The organism is Pseudomonas sp. (genome assembly GCF_049300855.1).
In the GTDB taxonomy this organism is placed as follows: domain Bacteria; phylum Pseudomonadota; class Gammaproteobacteria; order Pseudomonadales; family Pseudomonadaceae; genus Aquipseudomonas.
The window spans coordinates 16,581-38,346 of the sequence record NZ_JBAQKH010000035.1; the positions used below are offsets into that span (position 1 = coordinate 16,581).

The window sequence follows — 21,766 nt, forward strand, 5'->3', positions numbered from 1 at the left end:
AATCGCAAGTCACAAATAACGTCATGGGCGGCGCTGGGTCGCGCTGCCCTCAAGCTAAGGTTGAAGATGATGCGGAGCAAGGTGACAGGTGCGCAGCGTTGGGTCGTGAAGATCGGCAGCGCTTTGCTGACAGCTGATGGCAAGGGGCTGGATCGCGCGGCAATGAGTGTCTGGGTCGAGCAGATGGTGGCCTTGCATGAGGCTGGCGTCGAGTTGGTGCTGGTGTCCTCTGGAGCCGTGGCGGCCGGCATGAGTCGTTTGGGCTGGACCGCACGACCCAGTGCGATGCACGAGCTCCAGGCGGCCGCTGCGATTGGTCAGATGGGCTTGGTGCAGGCGTGGGAATCGAGCTTCGCCGAGCATGGCCGGCACACTGCACAGATTCTCCTGACGCATGACGACCTGTCTGATCGCAAACGCTACCTCAATGCTCGCAGCACCCTGCGCGCGCTGGTCGAGCTGAAAGTCATCCCGGTCATCAATGAAAACGACACCGTGGTCACCGACGAAATCCGCTTCGGCGACAACGACACACTGGCGGCGCTGGTGGCGAACCTGGTCGAGGCGGACCTGCTGGTGATCCTCACCGATCGCGACGGCATGTTCGATGCTGATCCGCGCAACAACCCTGATGCGCAGCTGATATACGAAGCGCGTGCCGATGATCCGAGTCTGGATGCGGTGGCGGGTGGTACCGGTGGTGCGCTGGGGCGTGGTGGCATGCAGACCAAGTTGCGCGCGGCGCGACTGGCGGCACGTTCCGGTGCGCACACGATCATTGTTGGTGGGCGTCTTGAGCGCGTGCTCGATCGTCTGAAAGCGGGTGAGCGTATCGGCACATTGCTGTCGCCTGAGCGCGGCATGCTCGCGGCACGCAAGCAGTGGCTGGCCGGGCATCTGCAAACTCGCGGCACCCTGGTGCTGGATGATGGTGCGGTGTCGGCATTGTCCCAGGGCAACAAAAGTCTGCTGCCAGTGGGCGTCAAACTGGTTCAGGGCAGTTTCCGCCGCGGTGAAATGGTGGTCTGTGTGGCGCCGGACGGTCGTGAGATTGCCCGTGGCCTGGCCAACTACAGTGCGCTGGAAGCACAAAAAATCATCGGTCAGTCGTCGGATGCGATTGTCGGTTTGCTCGGTTACATGGCGGAGCCGGAACTGGTTCACCGTGACAACCTGATTCTGGTCTAAGGAAAACTCCATGCGTTTAGCAAAAGGATTGTTGGGCTTGCTGGTGGCGCTGCCATTGCTGGCCTCGGCCGAAGAAATCGGTCAGGTGTCGACTGTGTTCAAATTCGTCGGCCCGAATGACCGGATCGTCGTCGAAGCATTCGATGACCCGAAGGTTGAAGGGGTGACCTGCTACCTGTCGCGCGCCAAGACTGGCGGCGTGAAAGGTGGTTTGGGCTTGGCTGAAGATCGCGCAGAGGCATCGATCGCTTGTCGTCAGGTCGGCCCGATCAAGTTCAAGGGTGATCTGAAGGATGGCGATGAGGTATTCAAGGAGCGCACTTCGCTGGTGTTCAAGACCATGCAGGTGGTGCGTTTTCTCGACAAGAAGCGCAATACGCTGGTGTATCTGGTCTACAGCGACCGCTTGATTGAGGGTAGTCCGCAGAATGCCGTGACCGCGATCCCGATCCTGCCCTGGGTCCCGGTCCAGCAATAACACCGCAAAACCAACTGTAGGCCTTCGCCTTCTCGCGATAGCGGTGTATTAGTCGGCAAATATACATCTGACTAATACACCGCTATCGCGAGCAGGCGAAGGCCTGCATTTTTTTGCGCCGGATTTGCCAAATAACAGGCAATAAAAAACCGACCCTAAGGTCGGTTTTTTAATGACTACGTCGATTAAGCAGCTTCTTTCAGCGCTTTGACGTGGCCATTCAGACGGCTCTTATGGCGAGCAGCCTTGTTCTTGTGGATGATGCCTTTATCGGCCATACGGTCGATAACTGGCACAGCCAGAACGTATGCAGCTTGAGCTTTTTCAGCGTCTTTTGCGTCGATGGCTTTAACTACATTCTTGATGTAGGTGCGAACCATGGAACGCAGGCTGGCGTTGTGGCTGCGACGCTTCTCAGCCTGTTTTGCACGTTTTTTGGCGGAAGGTGAGTTGGCCACCGTCGAGCTCCTCGAAAGACTTTTTAGGAAATAGCAAACAAAATAGGCCGCGAATCATGCCGATGAGTTGAAGTCTTGTCAAGGGCACTTGAAACGTTCCGCTAAGTGGTAGGTATAAAGAGGCGGGATATTTATTTCCGGCGCTTGACCTGTAAACTCGCGAGCTTTGGCTCTGTGCTGCTGCGGCGCGGAGTATCGCACAAGTAGGCGCTTTGTTCGCCTGCTGTTTATCGACAGGCACAAATTCCCTCAATGAATCTGCTCAAATCGTTGGCCGCCGTCAGCTCTATCACGATGCTTTCCCGGGTTTTGGGGTTTGTTCGTGACACATTGATTGCCCGTACATTCGGTGCCGGAATGGCGACGGACGCCTTCTTTATCGCCTTCAAATTGCCCAATCTGCTGCGGCGGATCTTCGCCGAGGGCGCTTTCTCGCAGGCATTCGTGCCGATTCTGGCCGAATACAAAAGCCAGCAGGGCGAAGAAGCGACGCGTACGTTCATTGCTTACGTATCGGGCTTGCTGACGTTGGTGCTGGCGGTCGTCACTGCGCTGGGCATGATCGCCGCGCCGTGGGTGATCTGGGCCACGGCCCCGGGTTTTACCGACACACCGGAAAAATTCCAGCTCACCTCTGATCTGTTGCGGGTGACATTCCCTTATATATTGCTGATCTCCCTGTCCTCGCTGGCGGGCGCGATTCTCAATACCTGGAACCGTTTCTCGGTGCCGGCGTTCGTGCCGACCCTGCTCAACGTCAGCATGATCGTGTTTTCGCTGTTCCTGACGCCGTACTTCGATCCGCCGGTGATGGCGCTCGGTTGGGCGGTATTGGTCGGCGGCCTGGCGCAATTGCTCTATCAGCTGCCACACCTGAAGAAAATCGGCATGTTGGTGCTGCCGCGCCTGAATCTGCGTGACAGCGGTGTGTGGCGGGTGATGAAGCAGATGTTGCCGGCGATTCTCGGCGTCTCGGTCAGCCAGATTTCGCTGATCATCAACACCATCTTCGCCTCGTTTCTGGTCGCAGGCTCGGTGTCGTGGATGTATTACGCCGACCGTTTGATGGAGCTCCCATCCGGCGTGCTTGGTGTGGCGCTCGGGACTATTTTGTTGCCGACGCTGGCGAAAACCTACGCCAGTAAAGATCGCCATGAATACTCGCGAATTCTCGATTGGGGCCTGCGCCTGTGCTTCGTGCTGGTGCTGCCGTGTTCGCTGGCACTGGGGATTCTCGCCGAGCCGCTGACGGTTTCGCTGTTCCAGTACGGCCAGTTCAGTGGCTTTGATGCGGAAATGACCCAGCGAGCGCTGATTGCTTATTCTGTCGGCCTGCTCGGGATTATCGTGATCAAGGTGCTGGCGCCGGGCTTTTATGCGCAACAGAACATCCGCACGCCAGTAAAAATCGCAATCTTCACGCTGGTCGTCACTCAGTTGTTCAACCTGGTGCTGATTGGCCCTCTGGCTCACGCCGGTCTGGCCCTGGCGATCAGCGCCGGTGCCTGCCTGAATGCCGGGTTGCTTTTTTATCAGCTGCGCAAGCAGCAGATGTATCAGCCGCAGCCGGGTTGGGCCAAGTTCGGCTTCAAACTGGTGGTGGCAGTGGCGGTGATGTCCGTGGTGCTGCTGATCGGCATGCATTTCATGCCGCCATGGGATCAGGGGCACATGCTTGAGCGCTTCCTGCGTCTGGGCGCATTGGTTGCGGCGGGTGTGGTGTCCTATTTCGGTATGTTGCTGCTGCTCGGTTTCCGTCTGCGCGACTTCAATCGCAAGGCCTTGAGCTGAGGTTTTACCCTTTATAAACAGGCGCGGGCCGGCAGTTTTGTCGGCTCGATCACTTTGCGTTACGGTGTTGCCTGTCGTCGACCGTCGGGTGTGGTTATAATCGACCACTTTATGAGCAAGAAGCGCGTTATGCAGCTGGTTCGAGGCCTCCACAACTTGCGCCCCCAGCATCGGGGCTGCGTCGCCACTATTGGCAACTTTGACGGTGTTCACCGTGGTCACCAGGCTATCCTGGCCCGACTGCGTGAGCGTGCGCTCGAGTTGGGCGTACCCAGCTGCGTGGTGATTTTCGAGCCGCAGCCACGGGAATTCTTTGCCCCCGAGACCGCACCGGCGCGTCTGGCCCGGTTGCGCGACAAGCTGCAACTGCTGGCCGCTGAAGGCGTTGACCGGGTGTTGTGCCTGGCCTTCAACCAGCGCTTGAGCAAGCTCAGCGCCAGTGAGTTCGTCGATACCATCTTGGTTGATGGCCTCGGCGTGCAGCATCTGGAGGTCGGTGACGATTTCCGCTTCGGTTGCGACCGTCTCGGCGATTTCGATTTCCTGCTGCAGGCCGGGCAGATGCACGGTTTTACCGTTGAAGCCGCGCAAACCGTCGAGCTGGACGGCATTCGCGTCAGCAGCACGCAGGTGCGCAACGCCTTGGCCGCCGCCGATTTTGCCTTGGCCGAACGTTTGCTCGGTCGCCCGTACCGGATCGCCGGTCGTGTGCTGCATGGCCAGAAACTGGCCCGGCAACTGGGTACGCCCACTGCCAACATTCAACTCAAGCGTCGTCGCGTGCCGTTCACCGGGGTGTACCTGGTGGATGTCGATATCGACGGCAAGACCTGGCCCGGCGTCGCCAACATCGGCGTGCGGCCCACGGTGCAAGGTGATGGCAAAGCCCACCTTGAAGTCCATCTTTTAGATTTTGCCGGCGATCTGTATGACCGGCGTTTGACGGTGGTTTTCCACCAAAAGCTGCGTGAAGAGCAGCGCTTCGCCTCCCTGGAGGCATTGAAAACGGCGATCAATGCGGATGTCGCCACCGCCCGTGCACTAGCCGCACCTAGCGCCCATCGCTAATGAAGAGCCTTAAATGACCGACTATAAAGCCACGCTTAACCTTCCGGACACCGCCTTCCCAATGAAGGCCGGCCTGCCACAGCGCGAACCGCAGATCCTGCAGCGCTGGGACAGTATTGGCCTGTACGGAAAGTTGCGCGAGATTGGCAAGGATCGTCCGAAGTTCGTTCTGCATGACGGCCCTCCGTATGCCAACGGCACGATCCACATCGGTCACGCACTGAACAAGATTCTCAAAGACATGATTATCCGCTCGAAGACCCTGTCGGGTTTCGACGCGCCGTACGTTCCGGGTTGGGACTGCCACGGCCTGCCGATCGAGCACAAGGTTGAAGTGACCCACGGCAAGAATCTGGGCGCGGACAAGACCCGCGAACTGTGCCGTGCCTACGCCACCGAGCAGATCGAAGGGCAGAAGTCCGAGTTCATCCGTCTCGGCGTGCTGGGCGACTGGGCCAACCCGTACAAGACCATGGATTTCAAGAACGAGGCCGGTGAAATCCGCGCTTTGGCTGAAATCGTCAAGGGCGGTTTTGTGTTCAAGGGCCTCAAGCCTGTGAACTGGTGCTTCGACTGCGGATCGGCCCTGGCTGAAGCGGAAGTCGAGTACGAGAACAAAAAGTCCTCGACCATCGACGTAGCATTCCCGATCGCCGACGAAGCCCAACTGGCTGCCGCGTTCGGTCTGCCGTCGCTGAGCAAACCTGCCTCGATCGTGATCTGGACCACCACCCCGTGGACCATCCCGGCCAACCAGGCGCTGAACGTTCACCCGGAGTTCAACTACGCCCTGGTCGACATCGGCGATAAATTGCTGGTGCTGGCTGAAGAGCTGGTTGAAGCCTGCCTGGCGCGCTACGGCGTTGAAGGTGCGGTCATCGCCACCACCACCGGTAAAGAGCTGGAGCTGATCAACTTCCGTCACCCGTTCTACGATCGTCTGTCGCCGGTGTACCTGGCCGACTACGTCGAACTCGGTGCTGGCACCGGTGTGGTTCACTCCGCCCCGGCCTACGGCGTGGACGACTTCGTGACCTGCAAGAAATACGGCATGGTCAACGACGACATCCTCAACCCGGTGCAGAGCAACGGCGTGTACGTGCCGTCGCTGGAATTCTTCGGCGGCCAGTTCATATGGAAGGCTAACCCGGCCATCGTCGACAAGCTGACCGAAGTCGGTGCGCTGATGCACACCACCGTCATCGAACACAGCTACATGCACTGCTGGCGCCACAAGACTCCGCTGATCTACCGCGCCACCGCGCAGTGGTTCATCGGCATGGACAAAGAGCCAACCAGCGGCGACACCCTGCGCGTGCGTTCGCTCAAAGCCATCGAAGACACCCAGTTCGTTCCGGCCTGGGGCCAGGCGCGTCTGCACTCGATGATCGCCAACCGTCCGGACTGGTGCATCTCGCGTCAGCGCAACTGGGGCGTGCCGATCCCGTTCTTCCTCAACAAGGAAAGCGGCGAACTGCACCCACGCACCGTTGAGCTGATGGAAGAAGTCGCCAAGCGCGTTGAAGTCGAAGGCATCGAAGCCTGGTTCAAGATGGACGCTGCCGAGTTGCTCGGCGACGAAGCGCCGCTGTACGACAAGATCAGCGACACCCTCGACGTCTGGTTCGATTCGGGCACCACGCACTGGCACGTCCTGCGCGGTTCGCACCCGATGGGTCACGAGAGCGGCCCGCGTGCCGACCTGTACCTGGAAGGTTCCGACCAACACCGTGGCTGGTTCCACTCGTCGCTGCTGACCGGTTGCGCCATCGACAACCACGCGCCGTACCGCGAACTGCTGACCCACGGTTTCACTGTCGACGAAGCTGGCCGCAAGATGTCCAAATCGCTGGGCAACGTGATCGCGCCGCAGAAAGTCAACGACACCCTGGGCGCCGACATCATGCGTCTGTGGGTCGCTTCGACCGACTACTCCGGTGAAATGGCAGTGTCCGACCAGATCCTGCAACGCAGTGCGGACGCCTATCGTCGTATCCGTAACACCGCGCGCTTCCTGCTCTCGAACCTGACGGGTTTCAACCCGGCCACCGACATCCTGCCGGCTGAAGAAATGCTCGCGCTGGATCGTTGGGCGGTAGACCGCACCCTGCTGCTGCAACGCGAGCTGCAAGAGCACTACGGCGAATACCGTTTCTGGAACGTCTACTCGAAGATCCACAACTTCTGCGTGCAGGAGCTGGGCGGTTTCTACCTCGACATCATCAAGGACCGTCAGTACACCACTGGCGCCAACAGCAAGGCTCGCCGTTCGGCGCAAACCGCGCTGTTCCACATCTCCGAAGCGCTGGTGCGCTGGATCGCGCCGATCCTCGCCTTCACCGCCGACGAACTGTGGGAATACCTGCCGGGCGAGCGTAACGAATCGGTCATGCTCAACACCTGGTACGAAGGCTTGACCGAACTGCCAGCTGACGTTGAACTGGGTCGCGACTACTGGGAGCGCGTCATGGCGGTCAAAGTAGCGGTCAACAAAGAAATGGAAATCCAGCGCGCAGCGAAAGCTGTCGGTGGCAACCTGCAAGCCGAAGTGACGCTGTACGCCGAAGACGCCCTGAGCGCCGATCTGGCCAAGCTGAGCAACGAACTGCGCTTCGTCCTGATCACCTCGACCGCCAGTGTTGCGCCGTTCGTACAGGCTCCGGCCGATGCGGTAGTGACTGAAGTCAGCGGCCTGAAGCTGAAGATCGTCAAATCGGCCTTCCCGAAGTGCGCCCGTTGCTGGCACTGCCGTGAAGACGTTGGCGTGAACCCGGAACATCCGGAAATCTGCGGTCGTTGCGTCGACAACATCAGCGGCGCTGGCGAGGTTCGTCACTATGCCTAATGCCGTTGGCCGTTTCGGACGGTTGAGCTGGCTCTGGTTGAGCTTGCTGGTTCTGGTCATTGACCAGGCCAGCAAGTTCTACTTCGAAGGCAAGCTCGAGATGTTCCAGCAGATCGTGATCATTCCCGATTACTTCAGCTGGACCCTGGCTTACAACACCGGCGCTGCCTTCAGCTTTTTGGCTGACAGCTCCGGCTGGCAGCGCTGGCTGTTCGCCCTGATCGCGATTGTGGTCAGTGCGGTGCTGGTGGTCTGGCTCAAGCGTCTGGGCCGCAACGAAACCTGGCTGGCCGTCGCTTTGGCGCTGGTGCTGGGCGGCGCGCTGGGCAATCTGTATGACCGCATTGCCCTGGGCCATGTGATCGATTTCATTCTGGTGCACTGGCAGAACCGCTGGTACTTCCCGGCGTTCAACTTCGCCGACAGCGCAATTACCGTTGGCGCGGTGATGCTGGCACTGGATATGTTCAAAAGTAAAAAGACCGGAGAAGCCGTTCATGACTGAACAGGTATTGGCTGAGCAACGCATCGGCCAGAACACGGAAGTCACCTTGCACTTTGCATTGCGCCTGGAGAACGGCGACACCGTCGACAGCACGTTCGACAAAGCCCCGGCGACCTTCAAGGTCGGCGACGGCAACCTGCTGCCGGGTTTCGAAGCGGCGCTGTTCGGCTTCAAGGCTGGCGACAAGCGTACGCTGACCGTCGAGCCGGAAAACGCCTTCGGCCAGCCGAACCCGCAGAACGTGCAGATCATCCCGCGTTCGCAGTTCGTCGATATGGAGCTGTCGCCGGGTTTGCTGGTGATCTTCAACGATGCGGCCAATACTGAGTTGCCGGGTGTGGTGAAAGAGTTCGACGACACGCAAGTGACCATCGACTTCAACCACCCGCTGGCGGGCAAGACGCTGACCTTTGACGTGGAAATCATTTCCGTCAAAGCGCTGTAACTGACTGTATAAGGTCAAATGTGGGAGCGAGCTTGCTCGCGAAAGCGGTGTGTCAGCTAACAGAGATGTTGAAGATGACGCCCCCTTCGCGAGCAAGCTCGCTCCCACAGTAGTTATTCATTGTTTTCGCGCGCAAGACACGAGGCACAGCATGCAAATCAAACTCGCCAACCCCCGTGGCTTCTGCGCCGGCGTGGACCGGGCGATCGAAATCGTCAACCGCGCCCTGGAAGTCTTCGGGCCACCGATCTATGTGCGTCATGAAGTGGTGCACAACAAGTTTGTCGTCGAAGACCTGCGCAGCCGCGGGGCGATCTTCGTCGAAGAGCTTGATCAGGTGCCGGACGACGTCATCGTCATTTTCAGTGCCCACGGCGTCTCTCAAGCCGTGCGTACTGAAGCCGCTGGTCGTGGCTTGAAAGTGTTCGACGCCACCTGCCCGTTGGTCACCAAGGTGCACATCGAAGTGGCGAAATACAGCCGCGACGGTCGTGAGTGCATCCTGATTGGCCACGCCGGTCATCCGGAAGTCGAAGGCACCATGGGCCAGTACGACGCCAGCAATGGCGGTGCGATCTACCTCGTCGAAGACGAGAAAGACGTCGCCGAACTGCAGGTGCACAACCCGGAAAAACTGGCCTTCGTCACCCAGACCACGCTGTCGATGGACGACACCAGTCGCGTCATCGATGCGCTGCGCACACGCTTCCCCGCCATTGGTGGTCCGCGCAAGGACGACATCTGCTACGCCACGCAAAACCGTCAGGACGCGGTCAAGCAATTGGCCGATGAGTGCGACGTGGTGCTGGTGGTCGGCAGTCCGAACAGCTCCAACTCCAACCGTCTGCGTGAGCTGGCCGAGCGCATGGCCACACCGGCCTACCTGATCGACGGCGCCGAAGACCTGCAAAAGAGCTGGTTCGATGGTGTCGAGCGTATCGGCATTACCGCCGGGGCGTCCGCGCCGGAAGTGCTTGTGCGTGGCGTGATTCAGCAATTGCAGGCCTGGGGCGCCACCGGCGCTGATGAATTGGCCGGGCGCGAAGAGAACATCACGTTTTCGATGCCGAAAGAGCTGCGCGTGCGTTCGATCTGACGTTTTCGGTTTTTTGACACAGCGCCTGCTCAGTCTCTTGGCTGTTCAGGCGCACGCGTCCGGTCGCCGCCAGCACTATCTGGCGCTGGCTGACCGGCTCGCGAGCCGAACAGACATGTAATGTCCCTGCCTGAAATGCCCGTCCGGGCATCAGCGGTTGCCCAAGGCTGCCGAACCGCACATATCGCCTCACCCACCAATTACCGACAATCGGTACCTTGGCGTCACTCGCGTGCTCTACCAGTAGCGGATTGCCGCTGTCCTCCGGCCCCTTGCCGCTGATGTCCAGAATGATTCGCCAGCCCTGACTCCAGTCGCCGTTGATGGCATGGATGACTACGCTCTGATTGCGCGTGATCGCCAGTGTGCGGGCATGACGAATGCCGTCGAGCAAGGACTGCGCGGCCTGATCACGTTGATTCGATTCCCTGAGCGTGGCAAACGCCGGACTGACCAGCAGCAGAACAATTGCGGCAATCGCCAGTCCCATAAGCAGTTCGATCAGGCTGAAACCCTGTTGTGGCATGAAAACTCCCTCCATGGCGTGTGATATGCGGCGCGGTCCGTGCGCCGGGCAGGGCAAATCAACCGACACAGGTCGGTCGAATGTTCTAGCGTGTAGAAGCAGGTATAGCCGACGGCAACGGAGGGCATCGATGGATCTTCGTACAAAAGGTTTCACGCTGATCGAATTGCTCGTCGCGCTCGCGATCTTCGTGATCCTGATTACCCTGGCAGTGCCAGCCTTCACCCGCTCGATACAAGGCAGCAAGGCCGATACCGAAATGGGCGACCTGCAGCGCGCGATCAATTTCACCCGCCTGGAAGCGATTGATCGTGGCACTACCTTGCGTCTGCGCCCGACCGCCGGGGGCAGCGTCTGGACCGGTGAACTGTCGGTCTACGACAGTACTGGCACTCCGGCCAATGTGTTGCGGGTTGTTCCCGCGATGAGCAGCGGCGCGACTCTGACGCTACCCTCAGGAGTGACCGCACTGGATTTCAACAATCTTGGCGGTCTCGCGGCACCGTCGACGGCGGTGGTCATCAGTTACACGCTGGGAACGCAAAGCAGGACGCTGAACGTGTGTTTGAACGGACGAATTCAATTGGGTGGAAGTTGCGGATGAGGGCAGGGAGTCAACACACACAGCAGGGCATGACGCTGATCGAGGTGCTGGTCGCGTTGCTGATTCTGACGGTCGGACTGCTCGGTGCAGCGGCGGTGCAACTCAATGCGCTGAAGTACACCGACAGCTCGCGAATGACCAGCCAGGCCAGTTTCATCGCCTACGACATGATGGACCGCATCCGCGCCAACTCCGGTGCCGACTACACCGTCACGCCACCGACGTCGGGCAATCTCGGCGTCGCCCGCGATCAGGATCTCTACGATTTCACCACTAACATCGTCAACTTCGGCGGCCCGACCGCGACCGGGAGCATTACCCTCAACCAGCGGGTTTACACCATCACTATCAACTGGAGCGATGCGCGGGCAGCCAACACCGCCAGCGCCCAGCGCAGTTTTGTCCTGACCAGCCGCGCTGCCGTCGACCCGGTGGCGACACCATGACGCGCCATCAGCGGGGTTTCGGCCTGATCGAGCTGCTGATTGCCCTCGCACTGGGCTTGATCATCGTGCTGGGAGTCGTGCAGATTTTCATCGCGGCGAAAAACACCTACGTCAGCCAGAACAGCGCCGCCGCGATGCAGGAAGACGCGCGTTTTGTCTTGAGCAAAATGATTCAGGAAATTCGCATGGTCGGGATGTTCGGATGTCTCGGCACCATTACGGACTCCAGCTCGGCGGGGGATTTCAATGCGGCGCAGATAGCGCCGATCAACTGGGACAACGCCAACCTGAAACTGACGCTGGTCACCGCCGATATCGGCAGCGGCGGCGGCACGCCGACCTGGACGGTAGTTTCCGATTGCCGCAACAGCGCCACGGCGTATACGGGTTTACGCGCGGCGGCGAGCGGGCAGATTGCCTTTCCGATCCGGCGACTGATCTACAGCTTCAGCAACAACCAGATTCTCATGGGCACCGGCAGCGGCACACCGACTCAGCAGGCGTTGGTGAACAACGTCAGTGCCTTCAACGTGACGTTTGGTCTGGCCAGTTCGGCGACGGATGCGGCGGCCTCGACGTACAGCGCCAACCCCAGTGATCCGGCACGCATTCGCAGTGTGCGCCTGAGCCTGACGCTCACCGACCCCAACAGCCGGGTCGCCACGCAAACCTTCAACGTGGTTGCCGCTTTGCGCAACCGCTTGCAGTGAGGACCGAGGCGATGCGGATTTCTCTTCATGACCGGCAAACGCAACGCGGCATGGCGTTGCTGGTCAGTCTGGTCTTTCTGTTGTTGCTGACGCTGATCGGCCTGTCGTCGATGCAAAGCGCCAACCTGCAGGAAAAAATGGCCGGCAGCGTGAGTTTGCGTAATCAGTCGTTTCAAACGGCCGAGGCGGCATTGCGAGTGGGGGAGAGTGCGGTTCAGCTTGATACCTACACCTTGGCGGTGTGCAGCGGCACGACGCAATGCGCACCGCCCGCGGAATCTTCGGTGGTCAGTGCGGCGGGGCTGAATTCAACTTCGGGTGTGACGTGGATCGCTTCCGGTAATGGTTTCTATGGTGTGCAGAATATTGGCACCACGCTCACGGCAGTGAACGTACCGAGCAACACTTCTGCGACGTTGTATCGGGTCACCGCCGTTGGTATCGCCGGCACTTCGCGCAGTGTGGTGGAGAGCGTCTATGCGAAGTATTGAGCGGTGTGGATCGCTGTTGCTCGGCCTGTTGCTGACCTTGTATCTGGCGTCGCCGGCCTACGCATTTACGCCTTCCGATTCACCGCTGTTGAGTGCGGCGGCGGTACCACCCAACGTCATGCTGCTGATCGACGATTCGGGGAGTATGAACAGCATCATTTATGCGGCTGGATTCGACCCGACGGCTGATCGCACGCCGGCGCGGCAGTGCAACGCGTTTCTCGGGTTATGCACCCCTCTGAACGCGCCAACGATCACTGGCGATCCTGTGTTTTTATCAAGCCTTCCGACCTCCGGGTGTTCGGGAGGCGCGTACGCGTTTTACAACAACAGTGTCGCGCCACTGTGTCTGAAACTGCCGGACCCTGTGGGTGGCGGCAACACGCGATATACAGGCGATTACATTTCCTACGTCGTCAGTCTGGCCATCAACAATGGCACGCGCGATTTCACCACAGGGGCGATTCCCAACGACTACCGAATCAACGTCGCGCGTAACGTGTCGACGGCGCTGGTCACCAGCAATCGCACTTTGCGTATTGGCCTGTCGACTTTCAACCCGGTCACCAACAACGACTCTGGTAATGGCGGTTATATCGCCCGCTCGATCAGCGACTTGGCGCCGGTGTCCGGAAGCGTCACGCAGGCGCAGGCAGACACCAACTACAACGCGCTGATCTCATCGATCAATGGTTTGAGTGCCGTGGCCAACACGCCGTTGGCAGAAACCTACTATGAAATCACCCGCTACATGCGCGGCATGGCGCCGTACTACAACAGCACGCCCGCGACCTACACCAGTCCGATCCAGTACCGCTGCCAGAAAAATTATGGCGTGGTGATAACCGATGGCTTGCCGACCTTCGACCGAACCTTTCCGAGCAACGACCCATTGGGCGGCAGCCGGTTACCGAACTGGGACGGTGTCAGCAATGACGGTAACAACCTCTTTGGCGACAAAGAAGGGGATACGTTGTATCTGGATGACATCGCCAAGTTCGCCTTCGATATCGACATGCGCTCGACCGGTACCGACGCGGCGGGCAAGAGTTGGAACGCGGTGGATTTTCCCAAGCAGAATATGAACACCTATACCGTGGGCTTCACCGCCGACAATGACATGCTGTCGGACGCGGCCAGTTACGGACAGGGCCGGTATTACCAGGCGACTGACAGCACCGGGCTCAACGCCGCGTTGTCGTCGGCCCTGAGTGATATCACTTCCAAGGCCGGTTCCGGCGGTAGTGGTGTCACCAGCGGCACCACACTGGCGAGCGGCACCAGTTACTTTCAGACCAGTTACGACCCCAAGGATTGGCGCGGCACGATCAAGTCCTTCGGCTTCAATGCATCCGGAGCGGTGAATACCTCTGCGGTGCTCTGGACCACTGACACCACTATCGTACCGAGTGCGACCGCACCGACCTATCAGTCGTGGAACACTACAAGCAACACCGCCGTTGCGCTGGCCTACGGTAATTTCTCCGCGCCCCAGCAGACGACACTCAGCCAAGGCCTGCCCACCGGCATCTCCGGCAGTGATCTGCTGGAGTGGAGCAAAGGCACCAACAAGACCGGGCTCAAAGTGCGTAGCGTGCTGCTCGGCGACATCATCAACTCGCCGTTGGTGCTGGCCTCACCGACGGACAAGACAGCCTCCGATCTGTCGGGCGACACCACGTACACCGCTTACCTGACCACCAAAGCGGCAAACATGAGTGCCAGTCTGGTGGTGAACGCCAACGACGGTTTCGTCAACGTCATCAACTCGGCCAACGGCACTCGACGCTACGCCTACATGCCGTCCAGCGTATTGCCGTCGCTGCGGCTGATTGCCGATCCGAACTACATCAACGGTGTCAGCCACAAGTTTCTGGTCGACGGCCAGGTCGGCGTGTATGACGCCCAGCTCAATAGCGCATGGAAAACCCTGGCCATCGGCGGAACCGGTGCCGGAGGCAAGACGTTCTACGCGCTGCAACTGTTCGACGCTTCGGCGGGTAACGTTTTGCGCGCATTGTGGGAAGTCAGTGCGCCGGCGACTGCAAGCACCGCCAACGCTTTCAATGATCTGGGTTATGCCTACGCACGCCCGGAAGTGGCACGCTTGGCCGATGGTCGCTGGGCGGCTTTCATTGCCAATGGCTACGGCAGCAACTCCGGCGTGGCGGCGTTGTATGTGCTGGATGTACGCGACGGTTCGCTGATCAGGAAAATCGTCATCGACAGCACCGAAACCACTAACGGTTTGTCTTCGGTGAAACTCAAGGTCAACTCACAGAACGTCGCGCAGGCTGCCTATGGCGGTGACTTGAAAGGGCGTTTGTGGAAGTTCGATTTGAGTGCGACGTCGACAGACAGCTGGGGCGTGGCATTTTCCGGCAAGCCGCTGTTCACGACGGCGGGTGGGGCGACTCAACCGATCACCGCGCAACCGCTGCTGGCGGACAACTCGCTCGGCGGCAAACAGATCTTCGTTGGCACCGGTAAATTCAACGAGACGGCTGATAAGACCAACAAGGATTTGCAGGCGTTCTATTCGGTGTGGGATGCCGATGGCAGCTCAGGGAACATCACTGTTGGCAGTTTGCAGGCGCAGGCGGTGACTGGCGTGTTCTCCGGCAGTACCGGGCAGTTTGTGACAACTACCCAGAACGACACGACCTATCCGGGAGAGAAGGGCTGGTACCTGCCCTTGGTGTATAACAACGCGCTGATCGGTGAGCGCGTGATCAATCAGGCCAGTCTGGTGCTTGGGCGAATCGTCTTCACCACCGCCAGCGTCGATACCACCGATCCCTGTTCCAGTTTCGGAACCGGCAAAGTGGCCGAGCTCGATGCGTTCAGCGGTAAGATGCTCAACTATGCGGTGTTCGATACCAACGGGGATGGAGTGGTTGACAGCAGCGACACGATTTCCAGTGGTGTGATATTTACCGGTGGCATTCCGACCTTGAACGCCATCGTCAACGGCGCAACACGCAAAATTTTTAACGATTCCAGCGGTAACATCACTACCTTGGTGGAAAAGGGCGGCGGTGGCAGCCGTCGTATCATGTGGCGACAAATACAGTAAGTGAGAGTTTGAGGCATGCGCAGATCCAACCGAGGTTTCACCCTGATCGAAATCATGATCGTGATTGCGATCATCGGGATCGTCATCACCATCGCCGCACCGAGCTATACCGAGTACCTGAAAAAGGGCCGCCGCGCTGAAGTGGTGTCGCTGCTCTCCGAGCAGGCACAGAGCCTCGAACGCTTCTACACCAAGAACAATGTCTATACCGGCATCACCGGTCTGAGCACGGGCAATGATTTCTACACCCTCACTCCGACCATTGCTGACCAAACCTTCCTGCTGACCGCCACCCGTAAAACGGGTACCTCCATGGCCACCGACAAGTGCGGGGATTTTACCCTGACCAACACCGGTGTCCGCAGCATGAACAACGCGACCACCGGGCTGACCACCAAGGATTGCTGGGGCCGCTGAGGCGCTTTCTTTCGGGTGCCTTTTGCGCCCACTGTCTTTTTTACGGTTGGAACAAACATGACCAGGCAACAGCAAGTGGTGATTGTCGGTGGCGGGGTGATTGGCCTGCTGACCGCCTACAACCTCGCCTCCGAAGTACGCAGCGTGGTGCTGCTCGATCGTTCGAACCTCGGCCAGGAATCGTCCTGGGCGGGTGGCGGTATCGTTTCGCCGTTGTACCCGTGGCGCTATAGCCCGGCGGTTACCGCGCTGGCGCACTGGTCGCAGGATTTTTATCCACAGCTCGGCGAGCGATTGTTCGCTGACACCGGAGTGGATCCTGAAGTACACACCACCGGCCTGTACTGGCTGGATCTGGATGACGAAGCCGAAGCACTGGCCTGGGCCGAGCGGGAAAACCGTCCGCTTCGTGCTGTGGATATCTCGGCGGCGCATGATGCGGTGCCGGTGCTCGGTAGCGGGTTCTCCCGAGCGATCTACATGGCCGATGTCGCCAACGTGCGCAATCCGCGCCTGGTGAAGTCGCTGAAAGCGGCCTTACAGGCACTGCCGAACGTGACGATTCACGAACAGTGCGAGGTCAGCGGGTTTGTCCGCGAGAAAGGGCGAGTTATTGGCGTCGAGACGTCGAGGGGCGTAATCAACGGTGATCAGGTCGTGCTGACCGCGGGGGCGTGGAGCGGTGACTTGCTCAAGACACTGGGCCTGACACTGCCGGTCGAGCCGGTCAAAGGGCAGATGATTCTCTACAAGTGTGCAGCGGACTTCCTGCCGAGCATGGTATTGGCAAAAGGGCGTTATGCGATCCCGCGTCGCGACGGCCACATTCTGATCGGCAGCACGCTGGAGCACGAAGGCTACGACAAGACCCCAACTGACGTCGCACTGGAAAGCCTCAAGGCCTCGGCGGTGGAGTTATTGCCGGCGCTGGCGGAGGCCGAAGTGGTCGGGCATTGGGCGGGTTTGCGTCCGGGCTCGCCGGAGGGGATTCCGTACATTGGCCGGGTGCCGGGGTTTGCCGGGTTGTGGTTGAACTGCGGGCATTACCGCAATGGGCTGGTGCTGGCGCCAGCGTCGTGCCAGCTGTTCGCCGATGTGATGCTGGGAAGGGCGCCGATTATTGATCCGGCGCCGTACGCACCGGAAGGCCGCATTTAGTCAGATATTTCTCTGGCGTCTGGCAGACCGCCTTCGCGAGCAAGCTCGCTCCCACATTGGATTTTGTGAACGACAAAGATTAAATGTGGGAGCGAGCCTGCTCGCGAAGGGGCCCTTAATCCAGGCCGAGTTTTTTCAGGCGATAGCGCATCGACCGAAATGAAAGACTCAACCGCTGCGCCGCTGCCGTACGATTCCAGCGGGTTTCCTCCAGCGCTTGCAGAATCAGCTTTCTCTCGACGTTCTCCAGATAATCCTCAAGATTGTCGATCTGCGTCAGATCGGCAATCCCGCCCTCCGCCGCGCAGTTGCCCTCGCTCAAACGTAAATCTTCAGCTTCGATCGTACGGTTTTCACACAAGGTGTGTGCCCGCTCAAGCACGTTTTCCAGCTCCCGCACATTTCCCGGAAACCGGTAGTTCTTCAGCGCTTCCAAAGCCTGTGGATGCAGGCGCGCCGCGGGTTGACCGGTGTCCTTGGCCAAACGTTTGAGCATGTGCGTCGCCAACACTTCGATGTCATCACGACGCTCACGCAGGGGTGGCACGCGCAGTTCAATCACGTTCAAGCGGTAATAAAGGTCCTGACGGAAACGCTCGGCAGCCACTTCAGCGTCGAGATCCTTGTGCGTGGCGCAAAGAATCCGCACATCAACCACGCTTTCCTGCTGGCCGCCGACACTGCGCACGGCTTTTTCCTGAATCGCGCGCAGCAACTTCACCTGCATCGACAGCGGCAAATCCGCGACCTCATCGAGAAACAGCGTGCCGCCATGAGCTGCCTGAAACAGGCCGGGTTTGTCCTCGACGGCGCCGGTAAAACTGCCTTTGCGATGGCCAAAAAACTCGCTTTCCATCAGCTCTGACGGAATCGCTCCGCAGTTCACTGGGACAAACGGCTGGCTCGCACGCGGGCCCTGTTCGTGAATCAGGCGCGCGACCAGTTCTTTACCGCTGCCGGATTCGCCGCTGATGTATACGGGCGCCTGACTGCGAGCGAGTTTGTCGATTTGCTTGCGCAGGTTGCGCATCGGCTGTGAATCACCCAGCAGCCGTCGATCAATCGAGGTGCAAACCCCGCCCACGGCTGGCATACGCAGGGCTGTACCGACCAGTTCGCGCAAGCGGGTGAGGTCTACCGGTTTGGTCAGAAAGTCGAAAGCACCGGCCTTCAAAGCGTTGATGGCCGTTTCCAGACTGCCGTACGCGGTGATCATGGCTACCGGCAGTTGTGGATAACGTTGCTGAATGTGCTGCACCAGCTCCAGCCCGGTACCGTCGGGCAGGCGCATGTCGGTCAGGCACAGGTCAAAACGCTCGCGGTTCAACAGCGCCTGGGCTTCGCTCAGGTTACGGGCGCTGTAGGTGTCGAGTTTCATCCGTCCCAGAGTGATTTCCAGGAGTTCGCGGATATCCGGTTCGTCGTCGACGATGAGGATTTTTTGCCGTGGGCTCGTATTCAACTTTGTTTCCGTCCGTGAGCAAAGGTGATGCGAAAGCAGCCGCCGCCTTGGCGTGATTGGAAGTCTAGGCGCGCTTGGTTGCTTTCGCACAGCTCACGGGACAGATAAAGCCCAAGGCCGGTGCCTTGGCTGCTGGTGGTGAAGAACGGTTCGAACAGATGCGTCTGCTCTTCGGCGGTTACGCCCGGGCCGTTGTCCTGCACTTCGAGTACCGCCAACTGGCTGTCGGGATCGATGAACAAGGCCAGCCAGACTTGCGCCTGATCGTGCAGCAGGGCGCTGTGGCGCCAGCCGTTGCGCAACAGATTGTCGAGAATTTGCGTGAGCTGGTTGGGGTCCATCAAAGTGCTGAAGTCACCTGAATTGACCCGCAGATGAATCTGTTGGCGCTCGCTGGCCTGTTGGCGGCTGTCGGCAACGAAATTTTCCAGCCATGGCTTGAGATCCAGCCGTTGCGGCGCGCTCTGCTGGCGGCGGGACAGTTGCAGGACGTTTTCGATGACTCGGTTCATGCGCTGAGAGTGGTCTTGAATGATCTGCGTCAGACGCCGGTCGGCGCTGTCGAGTTCCTCGGACTCAGCCAATAGCTGCGCAGCATGACTAATGGCGCCCAGTGGATTGCGGATTTCATGGGAGATGCCGGCGGTCAGGCGACCGAGCGCGGCGAGTTTGAGTTGTTGGGCTTGCTGTGCGACTTGCGCCAGATCTTCAAGAAAGACCAGGGTTTGCTGGTTCGGGCTCTGCTCCAGAGCGATGAAGTTGGGCTGCAGTTCGAGGCCGTTACCGGGGATTGTCAGGCTTTGCGGGCGCAAAGTCGGGTTGTTCATCCACAGCTGCAGGCGATCGACCAGCGCCGTCGAATACTCGTCGATCAAATGGCCCTGAAGATGCGCTTGCGCCAGCAACGTCTGGGCACTGTGGTTGGCCAGTTGCACCCGGCGCTCCTCGTCGAGCACCAGAATGCCGGTGCGCATGCGTTGCAGAATCAGCGCGTTGAGGGCTTCGAGCCCGACCACTTCGCTGGCACGGCGCTCAGCCAGGGTTTCGCTGACCTCCAGGCGACGGATCAGGCCTTGCACCAACAGCGAGGCGGCAAAGCACAGTGCGCCGAGGGTGCCGGCCTGCAAATATTCATTGGCGCTCAGGGGGTGGCTGAAGCTCAGCAGAAAGCTCAAGGCGACGATGCCCAGAGCGCCGATTGCGGCGATCAGCAGGCCGATGCGGCGGCGCAGCAAGGTATTGCTGATGGCTACTGAAACAATCAGCAAGTTGCCGAGGGCACTGGCCACGCCACCGGCGGCATAGAACAGACCGCACAGCAACAGCACATCGACCAGCGCCAGGCTGAACAACCGGGCCGGGCGTCGTGTATTTTCAAGAAAGACCACGAGCAGGATGTTGAGAACGAGGTACAGCCAACTGCCGCCGCGCAGCAATTCGTCATTGGCCGACGTCAGCAGGCGGTTGTCCATGTTGCTGGAGATCAGCAGCACCAGGGTGATGCCGACGCTTAAACGGTAGAGATGGTAGAGGCGCAGCAGGCGCTGCGCCTGTTTGCTGTCGGCGTGGGTGGCCTCAGCGATCACTGGAGCCCGGGCCTTGCTCGAGGTGAGCCTGGCTGCAATACCACTGTTGTTGAACGCTCAGTGCACGATCACGCGGCAAGTGCACGCCGCAATGGGCGCAACGCACCATCGGCGGGGCGTCCTGCTCGCGAGGCGGGCGATTGGCTTGATTGGACGCGGCAGGCGCCTTGAATTTACGCCACAACCATATCGCGGCGAAAATCACGGCGATCCAGAACAATAAACGAAGCATGATGAGCGGCTTTTCGACTGATGATCCGGCAGTTTAGCCAAGGACCCGACAAGCGCACAGCCTATTAATGCGCGGCAATAAAAAAGGGAGATCCGCAGATCTCCCTTTTTTGTCCATCCGGTGTGATCAGTCGAACACGCCGAAGGTCATGTAGCTGAACCACGAACGGTCAGTGTTGCTCGACTCAGGCTCTGGCTCTTCGATCACGTCGCCGTTTTCGTCTTTAGGCTTGAGCTCGTTCGGGATCGCGTCTTTCGCGTCCTGGTACTGCTTCTGAACGTCCTGGTTGGCACGGGTTTCACCCGGCGGCAGCGGTGGACGCGACTCGATCAGGCCCAAAGTGGCCTTGCTCAGGAACGAGCGGTTGTCGGCTTCGGCAACCCGTGGCACGAACTGACCGTCTTGCAGGCTCGGGTGATTCGGGTAGTTGAGCTTCAGGGTTTCCAGGCTGGTGGCCGCCAGATCGTCCAGGTGCAGACGCTGATAGGCTTCAGTCATCACCGCCAGGCCGTCGCCGACCGATGGGGTTTCCTGGAAGTTTTCCACCACATAGCGGCCACGGTTGGCAGCGGCAACATAGGCCTGACGGGTCAGGTAGTAGTCGGCCACGTGGATTTCGTAGGCTGCCAGCAGGTTGCGCAGGTAGATCATGCGCTGCTTGGCGTCCGGCGCGTAGCGGCTGTTCGGATAGCGGCTGGTCAGCTGGGCGAACTCGTTGTACGAGTCGCGGGCAGCGCCCGGGTCACGCTTGGTCATGTCCAGCGGCAGGAAGCGCGCCAGCAGGCCGACGTCCTGGTCGAAAGAAGTCAGACCTTTGAGGTAGTAGGCGTAATCCACGTTCGGGTGCTGCGGATGCAAACGAATGAAACGCTCGGCGGCAGACTTTGCAGCTTCCGGCTCGGCGTTTTTATAGTTGGCGTAGATCAGCTCCAGCTGTGCCTGATCGGCGTAGCGACCGAACGGATAACGCGACTCCAGAGCCTTCAGCTTGGCTGTGGCACTGGTGTAGCTGTTGTTGTCCAGGTCAGTCTGAGCCTGCTGATACAGCTCGGCTTCGCTGAGGTTTTCGTCTACGACTTCCTTCGATGAGCAAGCAGCGGTCAATGCGAGGATGGCGATCAGCAGCAGGTGTTTCACTTGCATGGCGGCTTGCGTCCCTATGACGGCCGCTGTCTTGGGCGGGG

At 59.5% G+C, this 21,766-nt stretch carries 21 protein-coding genes; 15 read left to right on the forward strand and 6 right to left on the reverse strand.

The annotated features are described in order from the left end of the window. Nucleotides 1-69: 69 nt before the first annotated feature. Together proB and WA225_RS19730 are read left to right on the forward strand one after the other, a co-directional pair. The gene (gene proB / locus WA225_RS19725) at nucleotides 70-1,188 is read left to right on the forward strand and encodes a glutamate 5-kinase (RefSeq protein WP_034153848.1); all 1,119 of its coding nucleotides are present in this window, start codon (nucleotides 70-72) and stop codon (nucleotides 1,186-1,188) included. Nucleotides 1,189-1,198: 10 nt separating this feature from the next. After that, the gene (locus WA225_RS19730; RefSeq protein ID WP_422609234.1) at nucleotides 1,199-1,666 is read left to right on the forward strand and encodes a CreA family protein; all 468 of its coding nucleotides are present in this window, start codon (nucleotides 1,199-1,201) and stop codon (nucleotides 1,664-1,666) included. A gap of 185 nt (nucleotides 1,667-1,851) precedes the next feature. Here the strand turns inward: WA225_RS19730 and rpsT are convergent, their stop codons facing one another. Continuing rightward, a complete protein-coding gene (rpsT, locus tag WA225_RS19735) occupies nucleotides 1,852-2,124 on the reverse strand; it encodes a 30S ribosomal protein S20 (RefSeq protein WP_003228351.1) in 273 nt (90 codons plus the stop codon). 252 nt (nucleotides 2,125-2,376) lie between these two features. Here rpsT and murJ point away from each other — a divergent pair, with 252 nt between their 5' ends. The 6 genes from murJ (at nucleotide 2,377) to ispH (ending at nucleotide 9,874) form a co-directional block, all read left to right on the forward strand. Continuing rightward, entirely contained in the window at nucleotides 2,377-3,915 is a 1,539-nt protein-coding gene (gene murJ / locus WA225_RS19740) for a murein biosynthesis integral membrane protein MurJ (RefSeq protein WP_422609235.1), read from the forward strand. 129 nt (nucleotides 3,916-4,044) lie between these two features. Then, the gene (gene ribF, locus WA225_RS19745; protein ID WP_008078544.1) at nucleotides 4,045-4,983 is read left to right on the forward strand and encodes a bifunctional riboflavin kinase/FAD synthetase; all 939 of its coding nucleotides are present in this window, start codon (nucleotides 4,045-4,047) and stop codon (nucleotides 4,981-4,983) included. Between the two features lie 13 nt (nucleotides 4,984-4,996). Further along, entirely contained in the window at nucleotides 4,997-7,828 is a 2,832-nt protein-coding gene (gene ileS, locus WA225_RS19750; protein WP_422609236.1) for an isoleucine--tRNA ligase, read from the forward strand. Beyond that, on the forward strand, nucleotides 7,821-8,333 hold the full coding sequence (lspA, locus tag WA225_RS19755) for a signal peptidase II (RefSeq protein ID WP_007909836.1): 513 nt from the start codon (nucleotides 7,821-7,823) through the stop codon (nucleotides 8,331-8,333). The genes ileS and lspA overlap by 8 nt, the downstream gene beginning before the upstream one ends. A gap of 7 nt (nucleotides 8,334-8,340) precedes the next feature. Continuing rightward, nucleotides 8,341-8,778 (forward strand): FKBP-type peptidyl-prolyl cis-trans isomerase, encoded by a 438-nt coding sequence (fkpB, locus tag WA225_RS19760; RefSeq protein ID WP_178087437.1) that lies wholly within the window; start codon nucleotides 8,341-8,343, stop codon nucleotides 8,776-8,778. A gap of 151 nt (nucleotides 8,779-8,929) precedes the next feature. After that, nucleotides 8,930-9,874, forward strand: a complete 945-nt coding sequence (gene ispH, locus WA225_RS19765) for a 4-hydroxy-3-methylbut-2-enyl diphosphate reductase (RefSeq protein WP_038361699.1) — start codon at nucleotides 8,930-8,932, stop codon at nucleotides 9,872-9,874. Here the strand turns inward: ispH and WA225_RS19770 are convergent. Continuing rightward, nucleotides 9,831-10,400 (reverse strand): GspH/FimT family pseudopilin, encoded by a 570-nt coding sequence (locus tag WA225_RS19770; RefSeq protein ID WP_422609237.1) that lies wholly within the window; start codon nucleotides 10,398-10,400, stop codon nucleotides 9,831-9,833. The genes ispH and WA225_RS19770 overlap by 44 nt on opposite strands. Before the next feature lie 130 nt (nucleotides 10,401-10,530). Here WA225_RS19770 and WA225_RS19775 point away from each other — a divergent pair, with 130 nt between their 5' ends. From WA225_RS19775 to thiO, 7 genes are read left to right on the forward strand one after another with little or no spacing between them, the layout of a single operon-like run. Then, complete coding sequence (locus WA225_RS19775; protein ID WP_422609238.1) at nucleotides 10,531-11,004, forward strand: GspH/FimT family pseudopilin; 474 nt, start codon at nucleotides 10,531-10,533, stop codon at nucleotides 11,002-11,004. Continuing rightward, nucleotides 11,001-11,450, forward strand: coding sequence for a type IV pilus modification protein PilV (gene pilV, locus WA225_RS19780; protein WP_422609239.1), 450 nt, complete (start codon nucleotides 11,001-11,003; stop codon nucleotides 11,448-11,450). Before WA225_RS19775 ends, pilV begins: the two co-directional genes overlap by 4 nt. Further along, nucleotides 11,447-12,160 carry a PilW family protein gene (locus WA225_RS19785; RefSeq protein WP_422609240.1) on the forward strand — a complete coding sequence of 238 codons (714 nt, stop codon included), beginning with the start codon at nucleotides 11,447-11,449 and terminating at the stop codon, nucleotides 12,158-12,160. Before pilV ends, WA225_RS19785 begins: the two co-directional genes overlap by 4 nt. Nucleotides 12,161-12,171: 11 nt before the next feature. After that, nucleotides 12,172-12,651 (forward strand): pilus assembly PilX family protein, encoded by a 480-nt coding sequence (locus WA225_RS19790; protein WP_077574595.1) that lies wholly within the window; start codon nucleotides 12,172-12,174, stop codon nucleotides 12,649-12,651. Then, nucleotides 12,638-15,727, forward strand: a complete 3,090-nt coding sequence (locus WA225_RS19795) for a pilus assembly protein (protein ID WP_422609241.1) — start codon at nucleotides 12,638-12,640, stop codon at nucleotides 15,725-15,727. Before WA225_RS19790 ends, WA225_RS19795 begins: the two co-directional genes overlap by 14 nt. Before the next feature lie 15 nt (nucleotides 15,728-15,742). Continuing rightward, entirely contained in the window at nucleotides 15,743-16,144 is a 402-nt protein-coding gene (locus WA225_RS19800; protein WP_368967577.1) for a type IV pilin protein, read from the forward strand. A 57-nt stretch (nucleotides 16,145-16,201) separates the two neighbouring features. Continuing rightward, nucleotides 16,202-17,302 carry a glycine oxidase ThiO gene (gene thiO, locus WA225_RS19805; protein WP_422609242.1) on the forward strand — a complete coding sequence of 367 codons (1,101 nt, stop codon included), beginning with the start codon at nucleotides 16,202-16,204 and terminating at the stop codon, nucleotides 17,300-17,302. A gap of 115 nt (nucleotides 17,303-17,417) precedes the next feature. Here the strand turns inward: thiO and WA225_RS19810 are convergent, their stop codons facing one another. From WA225_RS19810 to WA225_RS19825, 4 genes are all read right to left on the reverse strand, one after another. Continuing rightward, on the reverse strand, nucleotides 17,418-18,764 hold the full coding sequence (locus WA225_RS19810) for a sigma-54-dependent transcriptional regulator (RefSeq protein ID WP_422609243.1): 1,347 nt from the start codon (nucleotides 18,762-18,764) through the stop codon (nucleotides 17,418-17,420). Next, on the reverse strand, nucleotides 18,761-20,350 hold the full coding sequence (locus tag WA225_RS19815) for a sensor histidine kinase (protein WP_422609244.1): 1,590 nt from the start codon (nucleotides 20,348-20,350) through the stop codon (nucleotides 18,761-18,763). Before WA225_RS19815 ends, WA225_RS19810 begins: the two co-directional genes overlap by 4 nt. After that, nucleotides 20,340-20,582: a PP0621 family protein gene (locus WA225_RS19820; RefSeq protein WP_422609245.1), complete on the reverse strand. Its 243-nt coding sequence runs from the start codon at nucleotides 20,580-20,582 to the stop codon at nucleotides 20,340-20,342. The genes WA225_RS19815 and WA225_RS19820 overlap by 11 nt, the downstream gene beginning before the upstream one ends. 126 nt (nucleotides 20,583-20,708) lie before the next feature. Next, complete coding sequence (locus WA225_RS19825; protein WP_422609246.1) at nucleotides 20,709-21,725, reverse strand: outer membrane protein assembly factor BamD; 1,017 nt, start codon at nucleotides 21,723-21,725, stop codon at nucleotides 20,709-20,711. Between the last annotated feature and the right edge of the window lie 41 nt (nucleotides 21,726-21,766).

Bases quoted from the DNA above. Each gene is read 5' to 3' on its own strand.
- proB (WP_034153848.1), top strand. From the start codon at position 70: ATGCGGAGCAAGGTGACAGGTGCGCAGCGTTGGGTCGTGAAGATCGGC.
- WA225_RS19730 (WP_422609234.1), top strand. From the start codon at position 1,199: ATGCGTTTAGCAAAAGGATTGTTGGGCTTGCTGGTGGCGCTGCCATTG.
- murJ (WP_422609235.1), top strand. From the start codon at position 2,377: ATGAATCTGCTCAAATCGTTGGCCGCCGTCAGCTCTATCACGATGCTT.
- ribF (WP_008078544.1), top strand. From the start codon at position 4,045: ATGCAGCTGGTTCGAGGCCTCCACAACTTGCGCCCCCAGCATCGGGGC.
- ileS (WP_422609236.1), top strand. From the start codon at position 4,997: ATGACCGACTATAAAGCCACGCTTAACCTTCCGGACACCGCCTTCCCA.
- lspA (WP_007909836.1), top strand. From the start codon at position 7,821: ATGCCTAATGCCGTTGGCCGTTTCGGACGGTTGAGCTGGCTCTGGTTG.
- ispH (WP_038361699.1), top strand. From the start codon at position 8,930: ATGCAAATCAAACTCGCCAACCCCCGTGGCTTCTGCGCCGGCGTGGAC.
- WA225_RS19770 (WP_422609237.1), bottom strand. From the start codon at position 10,400: ATGCCACAACAGGGTTTCAGCCTGATCGAACTGCTTATGGGACTGGCG.
- WA225_RS19775 (WP_422609238.1), top strand. From the start codon at position 10,531: ATGGATCTTCGTACAAAAGGTTTCACGCTGATCGAATTGCTCGTCGCG.
- pilV (WP_422609239.1), top strand. From the start codon at position 11,001: ATGAGGGCAGGGAGTCAACACACACAGCAGGGCATGACGCTGATCGAG.
- WA225_RS19785 (WP_422609240.1), top strand. From the start codon at position 11,447: ATGACGCGCCATCAGCGGGGTTTCGGCCTGATCGAGCTGCTGATTGCC.
- WA225_RS19790 (WP_077574595.1), top strand. From the start codon at position 12,172: ATGCGGATTTCTCTTCATGACCGGCAAACGCAACGCGGCATGGCGTTG.
- WA225_RS19795 (WP_422609241.1), top strand. From the start codon at position 12,638: ATGCGAAGTATTGAGCGGTGTGGATCGCTGTTGCTCGGCCTGTTGCTG.
- WA225_RS19800 (WP_368967577.1), top strand. From the start codon at position 15,743: ATGCGCAGATCCAACCGAGGTTTCACCCTGATCGAAATCATGATCGTG.
- thiO (WP_422609242.1), top strand. From the start codon at position 16,202: ATGACCAGGCAACAGCAAGTGGTGATTGTCGGTGGCGGGGTGATTGGC.
- WA225_RS19820 (WP_422609245.1), bottom strand. From the start codon at position 20,582: ATGCTTCGTTTATTGTTCTGGATCGCCGTGATTTTCGCCGCGATATGG.
- WA225_RS19825 (WP_422609246.1), bottom strand. From the start codon at position 21,725: ATGCAAGTGAAACACCTGCTGCTGATCGCCATCCTCGCATTGACCGCT.